Origin of the sequence: Bradyrhizobium sp. AZCC 1721 (assembly GCF_036924715.1) — a bacterium.
GTDB lineage: Bacteria > Pseudomonadota > Alphaproteobacteria > Rhizobiales > Xanthobacteraceae > Bradyrhizobium.
In genome coordinates this window covers 5,129,507-5,148,976 of record NZ_JAZHSB010000001.1, presented here as the reverse complement: position 1 = coordinate 5,148,976, position 19,470 = coordinate 5,129,507, and the positions used below count along the sequence as shown (strand labels likewise).

The following is a 19,470-nucleotide window of genomic DNA, read 5'->3' as shown; positions in this document are numbered from 1 at the left end:
GAACTGCGTCTGTTCTAGAACCCGAACGCCCTCGGCAGCGCCAGCGACAGCCAGGGCACATAGGTCACGATCATCAGAACCGTAAACATCACGTAGTAGAACGGCCAGATGCCGCGCATCACCTCGTCGACCGAAACCTTGCCGATGGCGCACCCGACGAACAGCGTTGTCCCTACCGGCGGCGTCAGCAGGCCGATGCCGAGATTGAGCAGCATGACGATTCCGAAATGTACGGGATCGATGCCGAAGCTTTTCACGACCGGCAGCAGAATCGGGGTGCAGATCAACAGCAAGGGCGCGAGATCGAGCGCCGTCCCCAGAACCAGCAGCATGATGTTCAGCCACATCAGCAGCACGTATTTGTTGCTCGATATGGCGACGAAGAACTCGGTCATCTTGGCCGGCATCTGCATCAGCGCGGCGACATAGCCGAAGCATGAGGCTGTTGCCACCAGCGTCAGCACCATGGCCACGGTTTGCAGCGTCTTGTAGACCAATAGCGGCAACTCCGACCATTTGTAGTCGCGATAGATGAACATCGTGACGAAGAACGCCCAGACGCAGGCAACCGCGCCCGCCTCGATCGGTGTGAAGACGCCGGTAAGGATGCCGCCCAGCACGATGGCCAACGTTACGATCCCCCACATTGCGTCGCCGAGCATCTTGGCGGCTTGGCGGATCGGTACGGGCTCCCCCTTCGGGTGTTTGTCGCGATAAGCGTAGAACAGGCAGAGCACCATCAGCGAGAAGCCGAGCAGTAGGCCAGGGAGCACGCCGGCCAGGAATAGGCTGGTGATCGACACCACGCCGCCGGTCGCCAGTGAATAAATCACCGAATTGTGGCTCGGCGGGACGATGATCGCCTGCAGCGAGGCGCTGATGGTCACGTTGGTCGCGAAGACCCGCGGATAGCCTTTGTCGGCCATCTGGGGAATCATCACAGAGCCGATCGCGGAGGTGTCGGCGACCGACGATCCGGAGATGCCGCTCATGATCGTGGTCGCAAGGATATTGACCTGCGAGAGGCCGCCCCGAATTCGGGTGAATCCGACGAGCACGGCTGCAAAGTCGACCAGCCGCTTGGCCATGCCGCCCTCGGCCATGATGGCGCCCGCCAGCACGAAGAAGGGGATGGTCAGCATCGAGACCTTTCCGACGCCGCTGGCAAATTGCTGCATGACCGCGCCGACCGGCAAATCGATCCAGAGCGCACCGACGAGCGAAGACAGCGCCAGCGCGTAGGCGATCGGCATGCCGATCGCGAAGAACAAGCACATGCTGAGAAGCAGAACCGCGATATCCATGGCAATTACTCGACCGGTACGTGGGCGTCAGCGCCGTCGCGCGGCGGCGGGCCAATTGTCAGGCGTTCGATGACGAACAGGAGCATCATGGCGCCGCTGACCACGATCGGAAGATAGGTGATGCCGACCGAGAGCCATGGAAACTCATCCACCGAATTGTCCCAGGTGGTACGGACCAGCCGCAGTCCCCAAATGACCATGAAGATTGCAATCACGCCCATCAATATTTCGCTGAGGAACAGTGAGGCGCGCCGCAGCAGTGGCGGCAGCAGGTCGGTGCCAACAGTCATGTTCATGTGAATGCGCTGGCGGTAGCAGTTCGCCGAGCCGATGAAGGTGATGCCGACGGTGAGCAGCACGGCCATTGGCTCGGGCCATGACGAGGCGCTGTTGAGGATATATCGGGTATAGACGGCCCATGGGATGACAGCCGAGACCAGCACGAGTGCCACGCACGCGATCACGGCGCCGGTCCAGTAAACCGCATCGTTCACACGCCGGAAAATTCCGGCCGCAGAGTTGGACATTTTGACCTCGGAGAATAGCGGCGCTTCAAATCGCCTCTGTAACTCGCAGGAGTGGCCGGAACGGACGTCGCCCGGCCACCCGCCGCTCGCGAGCCGTACCTATTGGACCGCTTCGATACGCTTGACCATCGCGGCGTACTTCGCGCCGTACTTGTCCCAGACCGGCTTGACCGCATCCTGGAACGGTTTCTTGTCGATATCGGTGATGATCTCGGTGCCCGCCGCTTTCATTTTTTCTATGGCGGCATTCTCCGCTTCATACCAGAGCACGCGCTGCTCTTGCTGCGCTTCCTTCGCAAATTTCTTGATCAGCGCCTGATCGTCGGACGAAAGCTTCTGCCAGGAGATCCGCGAGAACACCAGAAGCTCTGGAATAATCAGGTGCTCGGTCATCGTGAAATACTTGGCCACCTGATAATGGTTCTGCGCTATGAACGATGGCGGATTGTTCTCCGCGCCGTCTACCACGCCTGTCTGCATCGAGCTGAAAACCTGATCGAAGCCCAGCGCGACGCCGTTGCCGCCCAGCGCGTTCATGGTGTCGACAAACAGCGGATTGCCCATCATGCGGACCTTGAGGCCCTTGAGGTCGGCCATGGTCCGGATCGGTCGCTTGTTGTTATAGACGTTGCGCGAGCCGGCGTTCATCCAGCACAGCGCGATCAGGCCGGTCTTTTCGTTCGCGGAAATCTTCGCCAACAATTCGTCGCCGATCTCGCCGTCGATCACTTTCTCCATGTGCTTGGAGTTACGGAAGACGAACGGCATGTTGAAGACGTTGACGTCGTCCACGACAGGGCCGACGGCACCGACCGAAATACGGGCGAACTGCAGCGCGCCGAGTTGGGCCTGCTCGATCATTTCCTTTTCGCCACCGAGCTGCATCGATGGGAACATCTGGATTGTCAGCCGGCCATTGGTAGCGGCTTCCAGCTTCTTGCCCATCCGGACCACGGCTTCGACCGTCGGATAGCCCAGCGGATGAACGTCCGATGCTTTCAGCACCATTTTCGTTTGCGCAAATGCCGATGAAAGCGGCATCGCGGTCGCCATGGTAGCCCCGAGTCCTGCGCTCAACTTGATGAAGTCGCGTCGTTTCATGTTGTTCCTCCTGATGTTTGTTTATCGTTTTATGGACTTTTCGAACTCTACAGTCGCTCGTCGAAGTACTCCGGATTGATATGTTGAGTAGCCGAGATGTTCTCGAGAAGGCTTTCGAGGTGGATTTCCATTGCCCGCCTTGCGCCCTCCGCGTCATGCGCCTCGATCGCAGTCAGGATGGCCTCGTGTTCGACGATGACCTTTGCGATCCTCCCGCGCTGGGGCAGGGTTAGCCGACGATAGCGATCGACGTGAACCTTCACCTGCTGGATATACTTCCAGATTCCGGGATAGCCGGCGACATCGGCGACTGTAGCATGAAACGTTTCATCGGCCTGATGAAACGTCTCGCTGTCTCCGGCCGCGCTGGCCTCGCGCTGTCGCTCCAGGATCGACCGAAGCGCCAGTTTCTGGCTCGACGTCGCACGTTCCGCCGCGAGCCTGGCGGTGGTCTCCTCCAGTGCCTTGCGGATGATGATGGCCTCGGGGAGTGCTGCGACCGGAATGCGCGAAACGAAGATGCCGGACTGGGGATAGATTTCCAGGAGCCCTTCATCCGATAATTTGAGGATCGCTTCGCGAACGGGCGTGCGGCTCACCCCGTAGGAGAGCGCGATCTGCGCCTCCGAGACCGCTTCGCCGGGCCGGCGCTGCAGCGACACCAGTTCGCCTCGAAGATCGGAATAGATCCTGGATGCTGCCGTCGCCGCGCGCGGTCTGCCGCTTCGGCGCGTGCCGGCAGCAATTCGGCGAACCTTTGGATCAGTCTTTTTCGATACGCGGGCGGGCATGGCGGCTTTCTCAATTGATATATTAGTATATGAATTGGCTTTGACAAACCAAAAATCGTGCTGCGCACCTATTTCTTCGTGTTGGGTGTGATCCGCAGAGGCTCATCCGGAGGTCAGAGCAGTGGCGACCCAATTGGGGCCGCTGATGAAGCCCGCACGTTTGCGCTGTTCATATTGTCCGTCGCCAATCAACAAGTCGATCAGGTGCTGGGCTTGTTGCGGGTGGGCGACGGCTGTCGTGATACCAGCCGTGTACATCGTTGCAAGTTCGCAACCCGCCGGCAGCGGACCGGATAGGGTTACGCCTTTCGTGCTGATGATCTCGGTCGATTGTGTGCACCCGATCGGGCGCCGTGCCTTGGACGTCGCCAGTTCGCGCATCGCCGTCGCGCCATTCGGGAAAATCCTGAGTCGGGCGGCGAGCTCATCGGCGATGCCGAGCTGCTGAAGAACATTCGCAACGTGAATTCCGGCTGTCGAAGCTTTGGTGTCCGGCACGAAGATCGCATCGGAGGCGAGCAAAACCTCGCGCAAGCTGGTAGCGTCCTTGGCGACAGCCTGGGGATCGCCGGCGCGAACGGCGAGGGCAGTTTCGACCAGGCCGATATCGGCTATCGAAGCGGCAACAATCAGCTTCTCCTGCGCCAGTTTGGCGAGGAATGCCGCGGTCAGGACGACGATGTCGGCCGGTGTGCCCTTGCGCAATTTGTCGGCCATGACGCCGACCGCGCCGAACTCGCCCGCGATATCGAATCCGGTGTTAGCCTTGAAGGTTGGCGCCAGGCTTCCGACCAGGCCCTGTGCGGCGCCGCCGCTCAGGAGGTTCAAGCTGCTCATAAGCTCAATTCCATCGCCGCGATGATCCTGTCACGCGTGATGGGCAAATCGCGCACCCGCACGCCGAGTGCGTCGAACACGGCGTTGGCAATGGCCGCTGTAACCGGGCCGTGGGCGGCCTCGCCGGCACCGACCGGGTCCATATCCGGCCGCTGGATGACCTCCACCTCGACGTCGGGCACTTCGCTGAAGCGCAGGATCGGATACTCCGTCCAACTCGTGCTGGTGATGCGTTCTCGGTCAAAGCGCACGCGCTCTTTCAACACCCAGCTCGTAGCTTGAATCGCGCCGCCTTCGATCTGGTTGATGACGCCATCCGGATTGATCGCTTCGCCGACATCGACCGCCAGCGTCAGCTTCCTGACATTGATCTCCTCGGCGCTCTCGATCTCGGCGATCGCAGCGCAATAGGCGCCGGTGTTCTTGTAGCGGCCAAAGCCTATGCCGTGCCCAATGCCGGGCTGCTTCTCGGGCTTCCACCCGGCGCGCGCGGCCGCGGCGCGGATGACGTCCGTGGCCCGCTCATCCCGCAGGTGGCGCAGCCGGAATGTGACCGGGTCCTCGCCGCGCTCGGCTGCGATTTCATCGAGGATGGATTCAATCGCAAACACATTGCCCTGCCCACCAAGCGTCCGGAGCGCGGAGGTGCGTATCGGCATGGTTGTCAGGCGGTGGCTTTCGATGCGCCAGGATGGAAAATCATAGAGCGGGACCGCGTTCCGATCGCCACCCCCGCCGTTGGCCTGCGGCGGATTGGTCGAGACCATGCGTGGAAACGGGTTTTCCAGTTCGAACGCTGCCAGCAAGGCGGGCTGGGCCGCGCGCCCCGGCCGCGCCGCATGGCCGTTGCTCCAGATGGAATGTCGCCAGTCGATAATTTCACCCTGCGCATCAAGATCGGCCTCGATCTCGATCGCCATCGCTGCGCCAAACGGCGCATCCGACATTTCGCCCTGGCGCGACCATTGGGCCCGGACCGGCCGGCCGCCGGCGGATTTGGCGAGCAGCACTGCGTCGAGCGCGACGTCGTCGGCGGCGTTGTGGCCGTAGCAGCCCGCGCCTTCCAGATGCTCAACGGTGATGTTCTCGACCGGGAGATTGAGAACCAGCGCTAGATCGGCGCGCAGGAGATAGACACCCTGGCTGTGCGTCCAGACATGAACGCGATCGCCGTCCCACTGCGCCATGGCACAGGAGGGTGCGATCGACGCGTGAGCAATATAAGGGCGGGTATATTGCCGCCTGATCGTCCGCGTCACCGTGCCGGGTGCTGCGGCAGTTTTCTTGCCGATAATAGTGGATTCGGACGGTTGCACTTTGAGAAAGCTTGCGAGGTCGTTTTCGTCTGGCAGCGGCTCGCCGGCGGACCAGGTCGCGCCCTTGCGCAACGCATTGAGGGCTGCCTCCGCATCATGCTCGGTCTCGCTGACGACGCCTGCAAAACTGCCGTCGCGCACGATGGCAACGAGACCGGCAACCGCACGGGCGCCATCTTCGCTCAAATCCCGGAGTTTCGCGCGCGCATGCTCCGGACGCAGCACGCGTCCGTGCAGCATTCCCGCCATCGCGCGGTCGTGGATGAACCGCGGCCGACCAAGAACCTTGTCCGGAATGTCGATCCGTTGGACCGAATGCCCGGCCAGCATACGGCTCGTTGCGATCTTGGGCGTTACGCCGGGTGTAGCGTCGCGGTCGAGCGAAACCTCATCGGCAAGTTCCCAATAGCTGGTCCTGACATTGCCGGGGCCCGAAATGATGCCGTCCTCGATATGGAGGGTGTCGATGCCGACGCCCAACCGTTCGGCTGCCTGCTGAAGGAAGATATAGCGAACCTCGGCGCAGGCATGACGCAGCGCACGGCCCGATTGCTGGATGGAAAGGCTTCCCGATGTGACGCCCTCGTTCGGGCTGACGGCAGTCGACGCCCGGATCATCTGCACGCGAGATAGATCGATATCGAGTTCGTCGGCGGCGATCTGCGCCAGCGCCGTCACGATGCCTTGCCCGATCTCGACCTTGCCCGGCGAGACCGTCACCTCTCCGCTGCTCGAGAACTTCAGCCACGACGATAATTTCGGGTTCGCCGCAAGGCTTACCGGCAAGCCGGGCGCGGAGGGAGCGGGCGCTGGCTGGTTCATTCGGCCGCCATTTCTTCGGCCGCGCGCAGCACCGCCCGTACCATGCGATTATGCGAGCCACAGTGGCAGAGATTGCGGTCGAGCGCTTGCTTTACCTCCCGGCTGGCCGGCGACGGATTTCGCTTTAGCAGCGCCGCCGCGCTCATCAGGATGCCGGAAACGCAATAGCCGCATTGCAGCGCCTGCTCAGCGATGAAGGCACGCTGCAACGGATGCGGCCGCTCGCTCGTTCCCAGCCCTTCGATCGTCGTGACATCCTTGTCCGCCACCGACCAGAGCGGCGTATCGCAGGCCGATATCGCACGATCGCCGACCATGACGTTGCAGGCGCCGCATTCGCCGGCGCCGCAGCCGAAATGCGGTCCGGTCATACCGAGTTGTCCGCGCAGAATGTCCAGCAATGACCGCTCCGGATCGGCGTCAACCTCGGTCTCGGCGCCGTTGAGGCGAAATCGAACGCTCGGCATCGAACCTTCTCTCGCAGCTTCTATTGCGGCGGCTTATCGAATTTCTTGACCACTTCCGCCCATTTCACAATATCGCCGCGCAGGAATTTGTCGAACTCTTCAGGCGTCATCGACATCGGAACCGCGCCCTGCCGGGTCCAGAGCTTGACGATATCGGGCCGTTTCACCATCGCGTTTACCGCCGTACCAAGCTTGTCGATGATCGGCTTTGGCGTGCCTGCGGGCGCCATCAAGCCGAGCCAGATGGTGGCCTCGTAGCCGGAAATGCCAGCTTCGATCACCGTCGGCGCGTTGGGAAGAACGGTCGATCGCGTCTTGCCGGTCGTCGCCAGCGCGCGGACCTGGTTTTCCGCGACGTTCGGGGCCATCGCCGGAACTGCGTCGATCATCATCTGAACCTGGCCGCCGATCACGCCGCTGCGCGCCTCGCCGCTGTTACGATAAGGCACATGCACGAGGTCAATGCCGGCCATGGCTTTGAACAACTCGCCTGCCATATGGTACGGCGTGCCCTGGCCGGAGGAAGCGTAGTTCAGTTTGCCGGGCTGCGATTTGGCGAGCGCGATGAATTCCTGCAGCGTCTTCGCCTGCACGGAAGGGTGAACCACGATGACGAGGTCGGAATAGTTGACCGGTGCGATCGGCTCGAGGTCGCGCATCAATTCGTATTTGCGTTGCGGCACCAGCGATTCATTCGCCGTTTGGGTGTTTGACATCATCAGCAGCGTGTAGCCGTCTGGCGGCGACTTGACGACGTCCTGCGTGCCGATCACGCCGCCGGCGCCGGTGCGGTTCTCGATCACGAAGGCCTGCCCAAAGCTTTCCTGCAGGATGCTGCCGATCTGCCGGGCGGTGACGTCGGCAGGCCCTCCGGCGCCGAAGGGCACGATCACCTTCACCGGCCGCGACGGATAATCCTGCGATTGCGCTGGCGCGCTTGGGGACGATATTGCAAGCAGAGTTGCAGCCAGCGCCAATGTAATCCTTGGGCTTGTCATCTCCATCCCTCGAACTTGTGTTCTGTTCGTTGCGCCAAGTCTAGCTGCAACGCAAATGAGCTGTCGACGAAAGAGTCGCTGCGCGCCTTCGGAATAAAGGGTATTCTCCGGTGTACCGGACCCAGCAAGAACGAGCCCGGGGAAAGGCCCCGCAGAACAGGCCTGACAAAATGTAGATGGGAGCGCCAATGAATTCGATTTCGCGACGCAACCTGCTCAAGGGCACGGGCGCCGTTCTCGCAAGCGCAGCATTTTCCACGCGCGTCATGGCGGCTGCGCCGCCGCCGGAAGAGGTCACACCCGCGCTGATCGAGGCGGCGAAGAAGGAAGGCAAGGTCATCTATTACACCTCGACCGACTTGCCGGTTGCGGAGAAGCTGGCCAAGGCGTTCGAGGCGAAATATCCTGATATTGCGGTGCGTGTCGAGCGCACCGGCGCGGAGCGCTTGTTCCAGCGTATCGGCCAGGAATATTCCAGCAACATCCACGCCGTCGACATCGTGAACTCATCCGACGCCGCGCATTTCATCGTCTGGAAGCGTGACGGCATTCTGGCGCCTTACGTGCCGGAAGACGTCGCAAAATTCTATCCGGCCGAGCACAAGGATCCGGACGGTCAGTTTGCGAGCTTCCGCGTCTGGCTCAGCATCATTGCCTACAACACAAACTTGGTGAAAGCGGAGGACGCGCCGAAGAGCTTTGCCGATCTGCTCGATCCCAAATGGAAAGGCAAGATCGTCAAGGCACACCCGGGCTATAGCGGCACCATCATGACCGCGACCTACCAGATGCAGCGCGATCTCGGCTGGAGCTTCTTCGAAAAGCTCGCCAGGCAGAACATCATGCAGGTGCAGTCGTCGGCCGATCCGCCGAAGAAGCTCGATCTAGGCGAGCGCGCCGTGATGGCCGACGGCAACGAATACAACATCTTCCAGATGAGGGAAGCGGGTCGTCCGGTCGAGCCGATTTATGCCACGGAGGGCTCGCCGCTGATCATCGGACCGAACGGTGTCTTCAAGGATGCACCCAATCCCAATGCGGCAAGACTGTTCCAGTCGTTCAGTCTCAGCCGGGAGGCCCAGCAATTGATCATCGATGTCGGTGGCCTGCGCTCGGTGCATTCTCAAACCGTCGAGAAGGCAGGGCGCAAGCCGCTCAAAGACATCAAGACCATGAAGGACGACGCCGCGGCAGTAGAGAAGGAAAGCGAGGCCATCAAGGCGCGCTACACCAAGATCTTTCGCATTTGACCGGGATGGCCTCCGGACTGCCCAGGATTTCGGTCGCCGAAACGCTTGCCGAAAGGATCGCCGCACTGAAGCCTGGTGCGTTACCGGCTGAAACCGTCCGCAAATGCGAGGACCTGCTGATCGACGTGGTCGGCCTGTGCGTTACCGCGCGCAACGAGGACTACGTCGGAAGTGCGCTGGCCGGTTGCGACGATGATGGTCCCTGCACGGCGATCGGGCACAAGCGCACGCTGAGTGCGGCCGGCGCCGCCTTCGTCAACGGCACCGCCGCGCATGGCGAGGACTTCGACGACACTTTTGAGGGTGGTCCGGTGCATGCCGGCGCGGTGATTGTCCCGGCAGTGCTTGCTGTCTGCGAGCGGCACAACCCGGATGGCCGAATGGCGCTGATCGGGATTGCGGTGGGCACCGAAGTGCTGTGTCGGCTGAGTCTCGTGGTGCCCAAAGCGGTTCACAAGGCCGGCTTCCATCCGACTGCGGTCTTCGGCGCGATGGGCGCTGCCGCCGGCGTCGGTGCTGTCCTTGGCCTCAACGCCAGGCAGATCGTCGATGCGCTCGGCATTGCCGGCAGCATGGCCGGCGGCATCATCGAATACCTCGCCGAAGGCGCCTGGACCAAACGGCTGCATGCCGGATGGGCGGCGCAATCAGGCATCCGCGCGGCGCTGTTGGCGCGGGGAGGGTTCGTCGGGCCGCGCACGGTGTTCGAGGGTGTGCACGGCCTATTCCACGGCTTCGCGCACACCACGGAGGGCGATTACGCCGCACTAACCGGCGATTTCGGTACGCGCTGGGTCACGGACACACTGGCGTTCAAGCCCTATCCATGCGGAACGATGGCGCAGCCCTATGTCGATTGCGCGCGCCGATTGGCCGCACGTGGCGTAAGACCGGAGGATATCGCCGAGATTGTCTGCGAGGTGGCAGAGGGCACGGTGCATCGGCTGTGGGAGCCATTGGCCGACAAGCAGCATCCGCACAACGGGTATGCCGCAAAATTCGCCGTGCCTTATTTGCTGGCCACCGGCTTCGTGCATGGCGGGGTCGGGCTTGCCGCGTTCACCGAAAGCGCGATCCGCGATCAGCAAGTGCTGGCGCTGGCCGCCAAGGTGAAATTCGTGATCGACCCGGACAATCCCTATCCGAACAACTACACCGGCCACATCCGCGCTACGCTCCGCGACGGCAGCGTGGTGGAAGAGCGGCAGCCGTACCTGCGCGGCGGTGCGCAGGAGCCGTTGACGCGGCAGGACGTGACCGACAAGTTCCTGCTCAACGCCGAGCATGGCGGCTGGAGCGCCGCGCAAAGCGACGCGGCGCTGAAGCTGATGGCGGGGCTGTATGATGGCCACATCGATCTTTCCTCATTGCGCGGGTAGCGGCTCATGACCAAAGAACTCGCCGGCAAAGTCGCCATTGTCACCGGCGCAGGCCGCAATATCGGCCGCGCGATTGCGCTGACGCTGGCGGAGGGCGGCGCGTTCGTCGTGGTGAACGCGCGCAGCAACCGCACCGAAGCGGAGGCAGTCGCCCAGGAGATCGAGGCCGCCGGCAGCAGGGCGGTGGTTCATATCGGCGACGTCGCTGATGCTAACGCAGTGCAGGCCATGGTGGATGCCGCCGTGCAGCAATTCGGCCGTATCGATATCCTCGTCAACAACGCCGCGCTGCGGCGCGAAAAGCCGTTCGCCGAGATGGACTATGCGGCGTGGCGCGAAATCCTCGACGTGACACTCGATGGCGCGTTCCACTGCGTGAAGGCCTGCCTGCCGGCGTTGCGAAAGTCCGGCGCGGGGACCATCGTCAATATCGGTGGCCTCAGCGCGCACACGGGGGCAAAAAATCGCGCGCATGTAGTGACGGCGAAGGCTGGCATCATCGGCTTGACCCGCGCGCTGGCGCACGACCTCGCTGATGACGGCATCACCGTGAACTGCGTGGTTCCCGGCCTGATCGGCACGCCGCGGCCGAAGGATAAGCCGGAGCCGGCGCATCACTTGACCCATCAGACCATCAGCGGCAATCGGGGACTGCCGGAAGACGTCGCCGCAACCGTGCGTTTCCTGTGCGGGTCTGGCGCGCGCTACATCAACGGGCAGGCGATCCATACGAATGGCGGCGCCTATTTGGGCGCCTGATGCATGGCTAAAGGCCGTTTTTGCAGACGTACTGTCGGACAAACCCTCTCGGCGACCGCGGTGTTTGATGTTACCTAGAAACGCATGAACCAGCATGCCAAGGTCGATATCCGCCATTCCACCTGTCCGCACGATTGCCCGTCGGCCTGTGCGCTCGATATCGAAGTGATCGACGGGCGCTCGATCGGCCGGGTCCGCGGCTCCAAGCAGCAGACCTATACGGCGGGCGTCGTCTGCGCCAAGGTGGCGCGCTACGCCGAGCGCATTCATCATCCCGACCGGCTGCTCTACCCGATGCGCCGCACCGGACCGAAGGGCTCCGGTCAGTTTGCGCGGATTTCCTGGGATGAGGCGCTGGACGAAGTCGCGGCGCGGTTCGATCAGGCCGAGCGTGAATTCGGTGCTGAGTCGGTCTGGCCCTATTACTATGCCGGTACCATGGGGCTCGTCATGCGCGACGGCATCAATCGCCTGGCGCATGTGAAGAAGTACTCGCGCTTCTACTCGACGATCTGCGCCAACATCGCGCGTGTCGGTTTCGCCATCGGCACTGGCAAAATCGCCGGCGTCGATCCGCGCGAGATGGGCGTCTCCGATCTCGTCGTGATCTGGGGCACCAATCCGGTGAACACCCAAGTCAACGTGATGACGCATGCCTCACGTGCCCGCAAGGAGCGCGGCGCCAAAATCGCGGCGGTCGACGTCTACAACAACGACACCATGAAGCAGGCCGATATCAAGATATTGCTTCGGCCGGGGACCGACGGCGCGTTCGCCTGCGGCGTCATGCACGTGCTGTTCCGCGAAGGGTACGCGGATCGCGCCTATATGGATCGTTATACCGACTGCCCCGACGAACTCGAGGCGCATCTGGCGACGCGCACGCCGGATTGGGCTTCGAACATCTCGGGCGTACCGGTCGAGGAGATCGAGGCGTTTGCGCGCCTGGTCGGCCAGACCAAGCGCGCGTTCTTCCGCCTCGGCTATGGCTTCACCCGCAGCCGCAACGGTGCCACGCAGATGCATGCGGCGCTGTGCATCCCGGCGGTGACGGGTGCCTGGCAATACGAAGGCGGCGGCGCATTCTTCAACAATGCTTCGATCTGGCAGTTCAACGAATCCATCATCGAGGGCCACGATGCGATCGATCCCACGACCCGCTGGCTCGACCAATCAAAAATTGGACGCATCCTCACCGGCGATGCCGACGCCTTGAAAGGCGGCGGTCCCGTCAAGGCAATGCTGATTCAGAACACCAATCCCGTGACGGTGGCCCCCGAACAGGCGCTGGTGCGCCGGGGCTTTGCGCGCGAGGACCTGTTCGTCGCGGTGCATGAGCAGTTCATGACCGAGACGGCGGTCATGGCCGACATCGTGCTTCCAGCCACCATGTTCATGGAACATGATGACCTCTATTACGGCGGCGGCCATCAGCATATTTCAGTGGGCGCGAAGCTGATCGATCCGCCCGGCGAGTGCCGTTCCAACCATGAGGTGCTGCAGGGCCTCGGCCGCCGCCTCAATGCCGTGCATCCCGGATTTGAGATGACGCCGCGCGAACTGATCGACGCGACGCTGAAGAAGAGCGGTCACGGCGATATCGAGACGCTAGAGGCGGATATTTGGCGCGATATCCAACCGGATTTTCGAACCTCCCATTATCTCGACGGTTTTGCGCACCCGGACAAGAAGTTCCACTTCAAGGCCGATTGGGCGAATCCTCCGTCCGGCAAGCCTGGCCTCGGTCCGTGGGAGCAGATGCCGTCGCTGCCGGACCACTGGACGGTCATCGAGGAAGCGGATGAGGCGCATCCGTTCCGGCTCGCCACCAGTCCGTCGCGCAGCTTCCTCAATACCAGCTTCAACGAAACCCCGTCGTCGATCGCGCGCGAGGGCAGTCCGACCGTCATGATCCATCCCGAGGATGCGGCGTCACTCGGGATTGCTGACGGCGATGCCGTCATGCTTGGCAACACGCGCGGCGAAACGACGTTGACCGCGCGGCTATTCGATGGCCTGCGCCGTGGCGTGCTGGTCGCGGAATCCATTCATCCCAACAAGGCTCATATCGGTGGTCAGGGCATCAACATGCTGACCGGGGCCGAAGCCGTCGCGCCGGTCGGCGGCGCGGCGTTTCATGACAACAAGGTCTGGGTGAAAAAGGCGACGTCAGCCAGTGGGCGCAAGCGTTAGATCGCTCTTGCAGTCCACCGTCATCCTGCTGCAAATGCTTGCCACGGCAAAAAGGCGAGCGGGACAATGACCGACATGACGAGTGTGATAAACGAAAAGCGCGGGCAGGCGTTCTGGATCACCATCAACCGCCCGGACAAGCGCAACGCCATCAATGCCGATGTGGTCGCTGGCATCGCCCGCGGCTATCGCGACGCGCATGACGACAAGGACGTCCGCGTCATCGTCCTGACAGGGGCAGGTGACAAGGCGTTCTGCGCCGGCGCCGACCTGCAGAACAGTGGTGCGGCCTTTGCGATGGACTATTCGCGGCCGAATGTCGATTACGCCGATTTGCTGAGGCTGTCGCAAAATGCCACCAAGCCCGCGATCGCGCGGGTCGGGGGCGTCTGCATGGCCGGCGGTATGGGGCTGTTGTGCATGACCGACATGGCGGTCGCCGCCGATCACGTCATCTTCGGTTTGCCCGAGGTGAAAGTCGGCGTATTCCCGATGCAGGTATTGAGCTTGCTGCAGTCCATCGCGCCGAAGCGGCTGGTCAGCGAGTGGTCGCTGACCGGCGAGCCGTTTGATGCGCACGCGGCACTGGCTGCCGGGCTCCTGAACTACGTGGTGCCGGCGGCCGAACTCGACGCCAAGGTCGACTGGCTGGTCAGCCGCATCGTCGACAAGTCGCCGACGGCGATCCGGCGCGGCAAATATGCGATGCGGGCGATCGCCTCGATGTCGTTCGACGAAAGCATCGCCTATACCGAAAGCCAGATTGCGCTATTGGCGATGACGGAAGACGCCAAGGAAGGGCTGAGGGCTTTCAGCGAGAAGCGAAAGCCTGCGTGGCCCGCCAAATAGCTCGATTGTAAGTCCGCGAAGGCAAGCTGACGCCTTCGACCACGCAAGGAATGGAGGCTGAGACCGTCAGGGGACTCAAGAGGCCGCAAACCGAAGCGGCCTTATTTCTCTGTCATCAACATTAGACCCCAAGCCATGGTCGCCAATACCGGGATGGCCAAGAGGGACGGCTGGCGGCAAAGGCTCGCCGCCATCGAGCAGGCGGGGCCACCCGACCACCCATTGTCGTGAGCCAGTCCGACGAAAATGATCGAAAGTGTGGCAAGGGCTACAGCGATGACGATCGCGGAAATACCAAGGGTACGCATAGTCGGCACTCGAAAGGGTAGGCACGGGAACAGATTGAAGTGGAACCTGAGCCGAATTCTGTCGCGATTAGGACGGTTCCATAGCGGCTCACGGACAACACCGGGGCAGCTATGAGCGCGCAGCGGAAGGCTAAGTGTCGATTCTCATGCAACATTGTCGCAAGTTCCTTGCTCGAAATTAGTCGAATCCCGGACCCCGGCTCCGCTCAGAATATGGGAAATAATACCTCGCTATTCCAACGACATCGTGCTTTGAAATCTCATTCCCCGAGGGGGGCTCCCTCGGGTAATTGCCAGCCAAAGTCCTCGAACATCAACAAATGCATCAGCGATCTTCACCAAAATCCTTTCCTGCTTTTCTTAGGCGATGAAATGAAAAGACCAGCGATTTTCTTTGATCGAGATGGGGTGCTCAATGAGGACCACGGCTATGTTTTCGAGATTAGTCGGCTGAAATGGATTGAGGGAGCGCGCGAAGCGGTCAAAGTTGCTAATGGTGCTGGATATTTTGTGTTCGTGATTACTAACCAGTCGGGAGTAGCTAGAGGTCTTTACGAGGAAACTCACGTAGAAGCGTTGCATAAGTGGATGGAAAATGACCTGGCCAAGATCGGTGCGCACATAGATGCATTCGAGTACTGCCCTTACCATCCCGAGGCAGCGATAGAGCGATACCGTCGAGTAAGTCCGCGACGCAAGCCTGCACCAGGGATGATCAAGGATCTCGTGGAGCGCTTTCCGGTGGACGTCAGTCGCAGCATTCTGATAGGCGACAAGCCCACCGATCTAGAAGCAGCGCAGGCTGCTGGCATAAAAGGGTATTTGTTTCCGGGGCACAACTTAGCGCAGTTTTTGAAATCGATATTGGCGCTAAACAGGGATCTGCATTCGTTGTAGCATCAGATGTGTCGATCGAGGCCGGCGCGGAGGACACTCCGCGCTCGCTCGCTAAGCCGAATCCCTATGACCGGTGCGGATCGTCTTTCGCGATCGAAATCCGCAACGGTGCGGCGGAAGCCGATGTCGTTTCGATTGCGGTGAGCTAGCGTTCTCGCAACGCGCGAGGCGTCAGCTAAATGAGATCAATCGACGACGCCCGACCGTTACCCCGCATTTGCCTTCAGTCCGACGGCCTCGATGCCGGTGATCGCGCAAGTCTCGTCATTATCGGACGTGTCGCCACTGACGCCGATTGCGCCGAGCAACGTCGTGCCGTCCATGATCAGCACGCCGCCCGGCACCGGCACTAGGCGCCCCTGTGCCAGCGCATTCACCGCGCCGACGAAATAAGCTTGCTCCTGGGCCCGCTGGAACAATGCGCGCGATCCCATGCCCATTGCGAGCGCGCCATAGGCCTTGCCGTGCGCAATCTCGGCCCGCATCAGGCTGGTGCCGTCCTGCGCCGCCGTGACCTTCACGCAGCCGCGGGCGTCCAGAATGGTGATGACCAGCGGCTTCAGCTTCTTCTCGACGCCTTTGGCAAGCGCGGCATCGAGAATCTTGCGGGCGACGTCGAGAGTGAGCTCAGCCATAAATGAATTCCTTTGCGATTAGGCAGGATTAACGGTTGGATTGCGCGCTGTCGAGGCTCATCGCGAGCACCCGGGCGACATGCAGTGATGCACGGTTGGTGCCATCCTTGATCTGATGGCGGCATGAGGTGCCGTCAGCAACGATCAGCGTGGCGGTATCGGCGCGGGCGCACCGCCGGTAGCAGCGACAGCTCAGCCATCTCCATCGAGGCCTGATAGGTGTCGGCGCCGTAGCCGAAGGCGCCAGCCATGCCGCAGCAACTGGACTCGATAGTTTCGACGCCGAGGTCGGGAATGAGACGCAGCACCTTCTCGACCGGCTTGAACGCGCCGAACGATTTTTGGTGGCAGTGGCCATGCACCAACGCTTTCGCCGGCATGGCGCCAAGCGGTAGCTTGAGCCGGCCGGCCTCTGCCTCACGAACCAGGAATTCCTCGAACAGCAATGCATGCGCGCTGACGCTCTTGGCGTCATCGTCCGAGCGCAGCGACAGCAGTTCGTCGCGCAGCGTCAGGAGACAGCTTGGCTCCAGCCCGACGATCGGCACGCCGCGCGCGGCGAACGGCGCATAGGTGGCGACCAGCCGGTTCAACTCGCTGCGCGCCTGATCGACCAGACCCGCCGAAAGGAAGGTCCGCCCGCAGCACAGCGGCCGGGCGCGATCTGTCGGTCTCGGCAAGTGGACACGGTATCCGGCTTCGACCAGAACGCGTAGCGCAGCGTCGAGATTCTCCCGCTCGTAAACACGATTAAACGTGTCGGCGAACAGCACGATCTCGCGGCCATCTGCCGGACCGAAGATCTCGGCTTCCGGCCTGAACACGTCGCGGCGGAACGCGGGCAGGGCGCGCTTCGCGCTGATGCCGGCAAATTTTTCGAACAATTTGCGCAATATCGGACTGCTGTTGCGCCAGTTGGCGATCGAAGCGAAGCGGGACGCCAGGTCCGCGTAGCGCGGCAGATGCCCGACCAGCCGGTCGCGCAACGAAAGACCATGTTTTGCCGCGCGTGCAGCCAGCACCTCGATCTTCATCTTGGCCATATCGACGCCGGTCGGGCATTCATGGCGGCAGGCCTTGCAGGACACGCAGAGCTTGAGTGTCTCCATCATCTCGTCGGAGGCCAGCGCGTCAGGACCCAACTGTCCCGAGATCGCCAGTCGCAGCGTATTGGCGCGGCCTCGCGTAACGTCCTTCTCGTTGCGGGTCGCGCGGTAGGACGGGCACATCACGCCGCCCTCGAGCTTCCGGCAGGCGCCGTTGTTGTTGCACATCTCGACCGCGCCCTGAAAGCCGCCGCCGGCGCCCGGATAAGCCGACCAGTCGAGCACGGTCTTGAGCTCAGCCACACGATAGTCCGGCCGATAGCGGAACAGCGAGCGGTCGTCCATTTTTGGCGGATCGACGATCTTGCCGGGGTTGAGCAAATTGTCCGGATCGAAGCGCTGCTTGACCTCCCTGAAATCGGCAACAATGCGCGAGCCGAACATCGCTTCGTGGAATTCGGAGCGAACCAGTCCGTCGCCATGCTCGCCGGAGTGCGAGCCCTTGTACTCGCGAACCATCTCGAATGTTTCTTCGGCGATGGCGCGCATCGCCTTGACGTCCTTCTCAAGCTTCAAATTGAGGACGGGCCGCACATGCAGACAACCTTCGGAGGCATGCGCATACATGGTGCCGCGGGTGCCGTGCTTGGCGAAGATGGCGTTGAGTCGCTCGGTGTAGTCGGCGAGGTGCGGCAGTGGCACGGCGCAATCCTCGACGAAGGAGACCGGCTTGCCCTCCTGCTTCATCGACATCATCACGTTAAGGCCGGCGGCGCGGAAATCGGCGATGCCGGTCTGCAAGCCTGGCTCCGTGATCTCGACCACGCCGCCCCATTTGCGTTGTGGCCTGTCCCAGCCGAAGCCGAGATCGGCCATCAGTTCGCCGAGTTGCTTCAGCCGATGCAAATTCTCGGCCTGATCTTCCTCGGCGAATTCGACAACCAGCACCGCATCGGGATCGCCGCGCACGGCCGTGGCAATGATCGGCTGGAACATCGCAATCTCGCGGCCGAGCGCAATCATGGTACGGTCGACCAATTCGACGGCAATCGGCCGCAGCTTCACCAGATGCTGGGCGGCATCCATCGCCTCATAGAAGCTGCCGAAATGGCAGACGCCAAGCACCTTGTTGCGGATCACAGGCCACAGCTTGAGCTCAACCTGCGTCGTGAAGGCCAGCGTGCCTTCGGAGCCGACCAACAGGTGCGCCATGTTGTTGGGCGCATTGCGCGGCACCAGCGCATCGAGATTGTAGCCGCCGACGCGGCGCTGCACCTTTGGAAACCGCTCGGAGATCTCGGCGGCCTCGCGCTCGCCGAGATCGAGCATGTCGCGGAACAGCGCAAGCCCGCTCTGGGGCGAATTCACCCGCGCCAGATCCCGCGGCACCTCGCCGAAATGCAAAAGCGTGCCGTCGGCCAGCGCCGCATCCATCGACAGCGTGTTGTCGCGCATGGTGCCGTAGCGCAGCGAACGGCCGCCGCAGGAATTGTTGCCGGCCATACCGCCGATGGTGGCGCGGGAGGCGGTCGAGACGTCGACCGGAAACCAGAGCCCGTGCTTTTTGAGCTGGCGGTTGAGATCATCGAGCACGATGCCGGGCTCGACCACGCAGGTGCGGTTTTCTACATCGAGCGACAGGATGCGGTTCAGGTGTTTGGAGAAGTCGACAACGATCCCGTCGTTGACCGTCTGGCCGCACTGCGCCGTCCCGCCGCCACGCGGGGTGACGATCCGGCCCTCATCGCTTGCGATGGCAAGTGCCCGCATCGCCTCGTCCATGGTCCGGGGCACCACCACGCCGAGCGGCAGGATTTGATAGAAGGAGGCGTCAGTTGCGTAGCGGCCGCGGTTGAAGACGTCGAACAGGACATCGCCCGCCATGTTTGACCGCAAACGTCGCTCGAGCGTTGAGGCGTTCTTCATCCCAAATCCAAAGTGATCCAAGAGGGGGCTACCCCTTCGACACGGTTATGCACTTTTTCATCGAA

At 61.9% G+C, this 19,470-nt stretch carries 15 protein-coding genes and 1 pseudogene; 6 read left to right on the top strand and 10 right to left on the bottom strand.

Going from position 1 to position 19,470, the window contains the following annotated elements; all coding sequences use genetic code 11:
* Positions 1-14: 14 nt before the first annotated feature.
* The 8 genes from V1273_RS24915 to V1273_RS24880 form a co-directional block, all read right to left on the bottom strand.
* Positions 15-1,304 (bottom strand): TRAP transporter large permease, encoded by a 1,290-nt coding sequence (locus tag V1273_RS24915; RefSeq protein ID WP_334363903.1) that lies wholly within the window; start codon positions 1,302-1,304, stop codon positions 15-17.
* Positions 1,305-1,309: 5 nt separating this feature from the next.
* The gene (locus tag V1273_RS24910; RefSeq protein WP_334411211.1) at positions 1,310-1,831 is read right to left on the bottom strand and encodes a TRAP transporter small permease; all 522 of its coding nucleotides are present in this window, start codon (positions 1,829-1,831) and stop codon (positions 1,310-1,312) included.
* Between the two features lie 99 nt (positions 1,832-1,930).
* The gene (gene dctP / locus V1273_RS24905) at positions 1,931-2,932 is read right to left on the bottom strand and encodes a TRAP transporter substrate-binding protein DctP (protein WP_334411209.1); all 1,002 of its coding nucleotides are present in this window, start codon (positions 2,930-2,932) and stop codon (positions 1,931-1,933) included.
* Between the two features lie 47 nt (positions 2,933-2,979).
* Positions 2,980-3,723 carry a GntR family transcriptional regulator gene (locus V1273_RS24900; protein WP_334411207.1) on the bottom strand — a complete coding sequence of 248 codons (744 nt, stop codon included), beginning with the start codon at positions 3,721-3,723 and terminating at the stop codon, positions 2,980-2,982.
* Between the two features lie 102 nt (positions 3,724-3,825).
* Positions 3,826-4,560, bottom strand: coding sequence for a molybdate ABC transporter substrate-binding protein (locus tag V1273_RS24895; protein WP_334411206.1), 735 nt, complete (start codon positions 4,558-4,560; stop codon positions 3,826-3,828).
* Positions 4,557-6,698, bottom strand: a complete 2,142-nt coding sequence (locus tag V1273_RS24890) for a xanthine dehydrogenase family protein molybdopterin-binding subunit (RefSeq protein WP_334411205.1) — start codon at positions 6,696-6,698, stop codon at positions 4,557-4,559. The genes V1273_RS24895 and V1273_RS24890 overlap by 4 nt, the downstream gene beginning before the upstream one ends.
* Positions 6,695-7,165 carry a (2Fe-2S)-binding protein gene (locus V1273_RS24885; RefSeq protein ID WP_334411204.1) on the bottom strand — a complete coding sequence of 157 codons (471 nt, stop codon included), beginning with the start codon at positions 7,163-7,165 and terminating at the stop codon, positions 6,695-6,697. Before V1273_RS24885 ends, V1273_RS24890 begins: the two co-directional genes overlap by 4 nt.
* A gap of 20 nt (positions 7,166-7,185) precedes the next feature.
* On the bottom strand, positions 7,186-8,163 hold the full coding sequence (locus V1273_RS24880) for a Bug family tripartite tricarboxylate transporter substrate binding protein (RefSeq protein ID WP_334411203.1): 978 nt from the start codon (positions 8,161-8,163) through the stop codon (positions 7,186-7,188).
* Between the two features lie 188 nt (positions 8,164-8,351).
* Here V1273_RS24880 and V1273_RS24875 point away from each other — a divergent pair, with 188 nt between their 5' ends.
* From V1273_RS24875 to V1273_RS24850, 6 genes are all read left to right on the top strand, one after another.
* Positions 8,352-9,413, top strand: coding sequence for an ABC transporter substrate-binding protein (locus V1273_RS24875; protein WP_334411201.1), 1,062 nt, complete (start codon positions 8,352-8,354; stop codon positions 9,411-9,413).
* 5 nt (positions 9,414-9,418) lie between these two features.
* A complete protein-coding gene (locus tag V1273_RS24870) occupies positions 9,419-10,792 on the top strand; it encodes an MmgE/PrpD family protein (protein ID WP_334411199.1) in 1,374 nt (457 codons plus the stop codon).
* A gap of 6 nt (positions 10,793-10,798) precedes the next feature.
* Positions 10,799-11,551: a 3-oxoacyl-ACP reductase family protein gene (locus V1273_RS24865; RefSeq protein ID WP_334411198.1), complete on the top strand. Its 753-nt coding sequence runs from the start codon at positions 10,799-10,801 to the stop codon at positions 11,549-11,551.
* 84 nt (positions 11,552-11,635) lie between these two features.
* Positions 11,636-13,744 carry a molybdopterin oxidoreductase family protein gene (locus V1273_RS24860; protein WP_334411196.1) on the top strand — a complete coding sequence of 703 codons (2,109 nt, stop codon included), beginning with the start codon at positions 11,636-11,638 and terminating at the stop codon, positions 13,742-13,744.
* A gap of 66 nt (positions 13,745-13,810) precedes the next feature.
* A complete protein-coding gene (locus V1273_RS24855; protein WP_334411194.1) occupies positions 13,811-14,593 on the top strand; it encodes an enoyl-CoA hydratase/isomerase family protein in 783 nt (260 codons plus the stop codon).
* 680 nt (positions 14,594-15,273) lie between these two features.
* Positions 15,274-15,798 (top strand): D-glycero-alpha-D-manno-heptose-1,7-bisphosphate 7-phosphatase, encoded by a 525-nt coding sequence (locus V1273_RS24850; protein ID WP_334411193.1) that lies wholly within the window; start codon positions 15,274-15,276, stop codon positions 15,796-15,798.
* 206 nt (positions 15,799-16,004) lie between these two features.
* Here the strand turns inward: V1273_RS24850 and V1273_RS24845 are convergent, their stop codons facing one another.
* Together V1273_RS24845 and V1273_RS24840 are read right to left on the bottom strand one after the other, a co-directional pair.
* Positions 16,005-16,433 carry a GlcG/HbpS family heme-binding protein gene (locus tag V1273_RS24845; RefSeq protein WP_334411192.1) on the bottom strand — a complete coding sequence of 143 codons (429 nt, stop codon included), beginning with the start codon at positions 16,431-16,433 and terminating at the stop codon, positions 16,005-16,007.
* Between the two features lie 28 nt (positions 16,434-16,461).
* Positions 16,462-19,405 (bottom strand): annotated as a pseudogene (locus tag V1273_RS24840) (FAD-binding and (Fe-S)-binding domain-containing protein).
* Positions 19,406-19,470 lie beyond the last annotated feature (65 nt).

Coding starts and splice junctions, on each gene's coding strand:
- V1273_RS24915 (WP_334363903.1), bottom strand. CDS start 1,304: ATGGATATCGCGGTTCTGCTTCTCAGCATGTGCTTGTTCTTCGCGATC.
- V1273_RS24910 (WP_334411211.1), bottom strand. CDS start 1,831: ATGTCCAACTCTGCGGCCGGAATTTTCCGGCGTGTGAACGATGCGGTT.
- dctP (WP_334411209.1), bottom strand. CDS start 2,932: ATGAAACGACGCGACTTCATCAAGTTGAGCGCAGGACTCGGGGCTACC.
- V1273_RS24900 (WP_334411207.1), bottom strand. CDS start 3,723: ATGCCCGCCCGCGTATCGAAAAAGACTGATCCAAAGGTTCGCCGAATT.
- V1273_RS24895 (WP_334411206.1), bottom strand. CDS start 4,560: ATGAGCAGCTTGAACCTCCTGAGCGGCGGCGCCGCACAGGGCCTGGTC.
- V1273_RS24890 (WP_334411205.1), bottom strand. CDS start 6,698: ATGAACCAGCCAGCGCCCGCTCCCTCCGCGCCCGGCTTGCCGGTAAGC.
- V1273_RS24885 (WP_334411204.1), bottom strand. CDS start 7,165: ATGCCGAGCGTTCGATTTCGCCTCAACGGCGCCGAGACCGAGGTTGAC.
- V1273_RS24880 (WP_334411203.1), bottom strand. CDS start 8,163: ATGACAAGCCCAAGGATTACATTGGCGCTGGCTGCAACTCTGCTTGCA.
- V1273_RS24875 (WP_334411201.1), top strand. CDS start 8,352: ATGAATTCGATTTCGCGACGCAACCTGCTCAAGGGCACGGGCGCCGTT.
- V1273_RS24870 (WP_334411199.1), top strand. CDS start 9,419: ATGGCCTCCGGACTGCCCAGGATTTCGGTCGCCGAAACGCTTGCCGAA.
- V1273_RS24865 (WP_334411198.1), top strand. CDS start 10,799: ATGACCAAAGAACTCGCCGGCAAAGTCGCCATTGTCACCGGCGCAGGC.
- V1273_RS24860 (WP_334411196.1), top strand. CDS start 11,636: ATGAACCAGCATGCCAAGGTCGATATCCGCCATTCCACCTGTCCGCAC.
- V1273_RS24855 (WP_334411194.1), top strand. CDS start 13,811: ATGACCGACATGACGAGTGTGATAAACGAAAAGCGCGGGCAGGCGTTC.
- V1273_RS24850 (WP_334411193.1), top strand. CDS start 15,274: ATGAAAAGACCAGCGATTTTCTTTGATCGAGATGGGGTGCTCAATGAG.
- V1273_RS24845 (WP_334411192.1), bottom strand. CDS start 16,433: ATGGCTGAGCTCACTCTCGACGTCGCCCGCAAGATTCTCGATGCCGCG.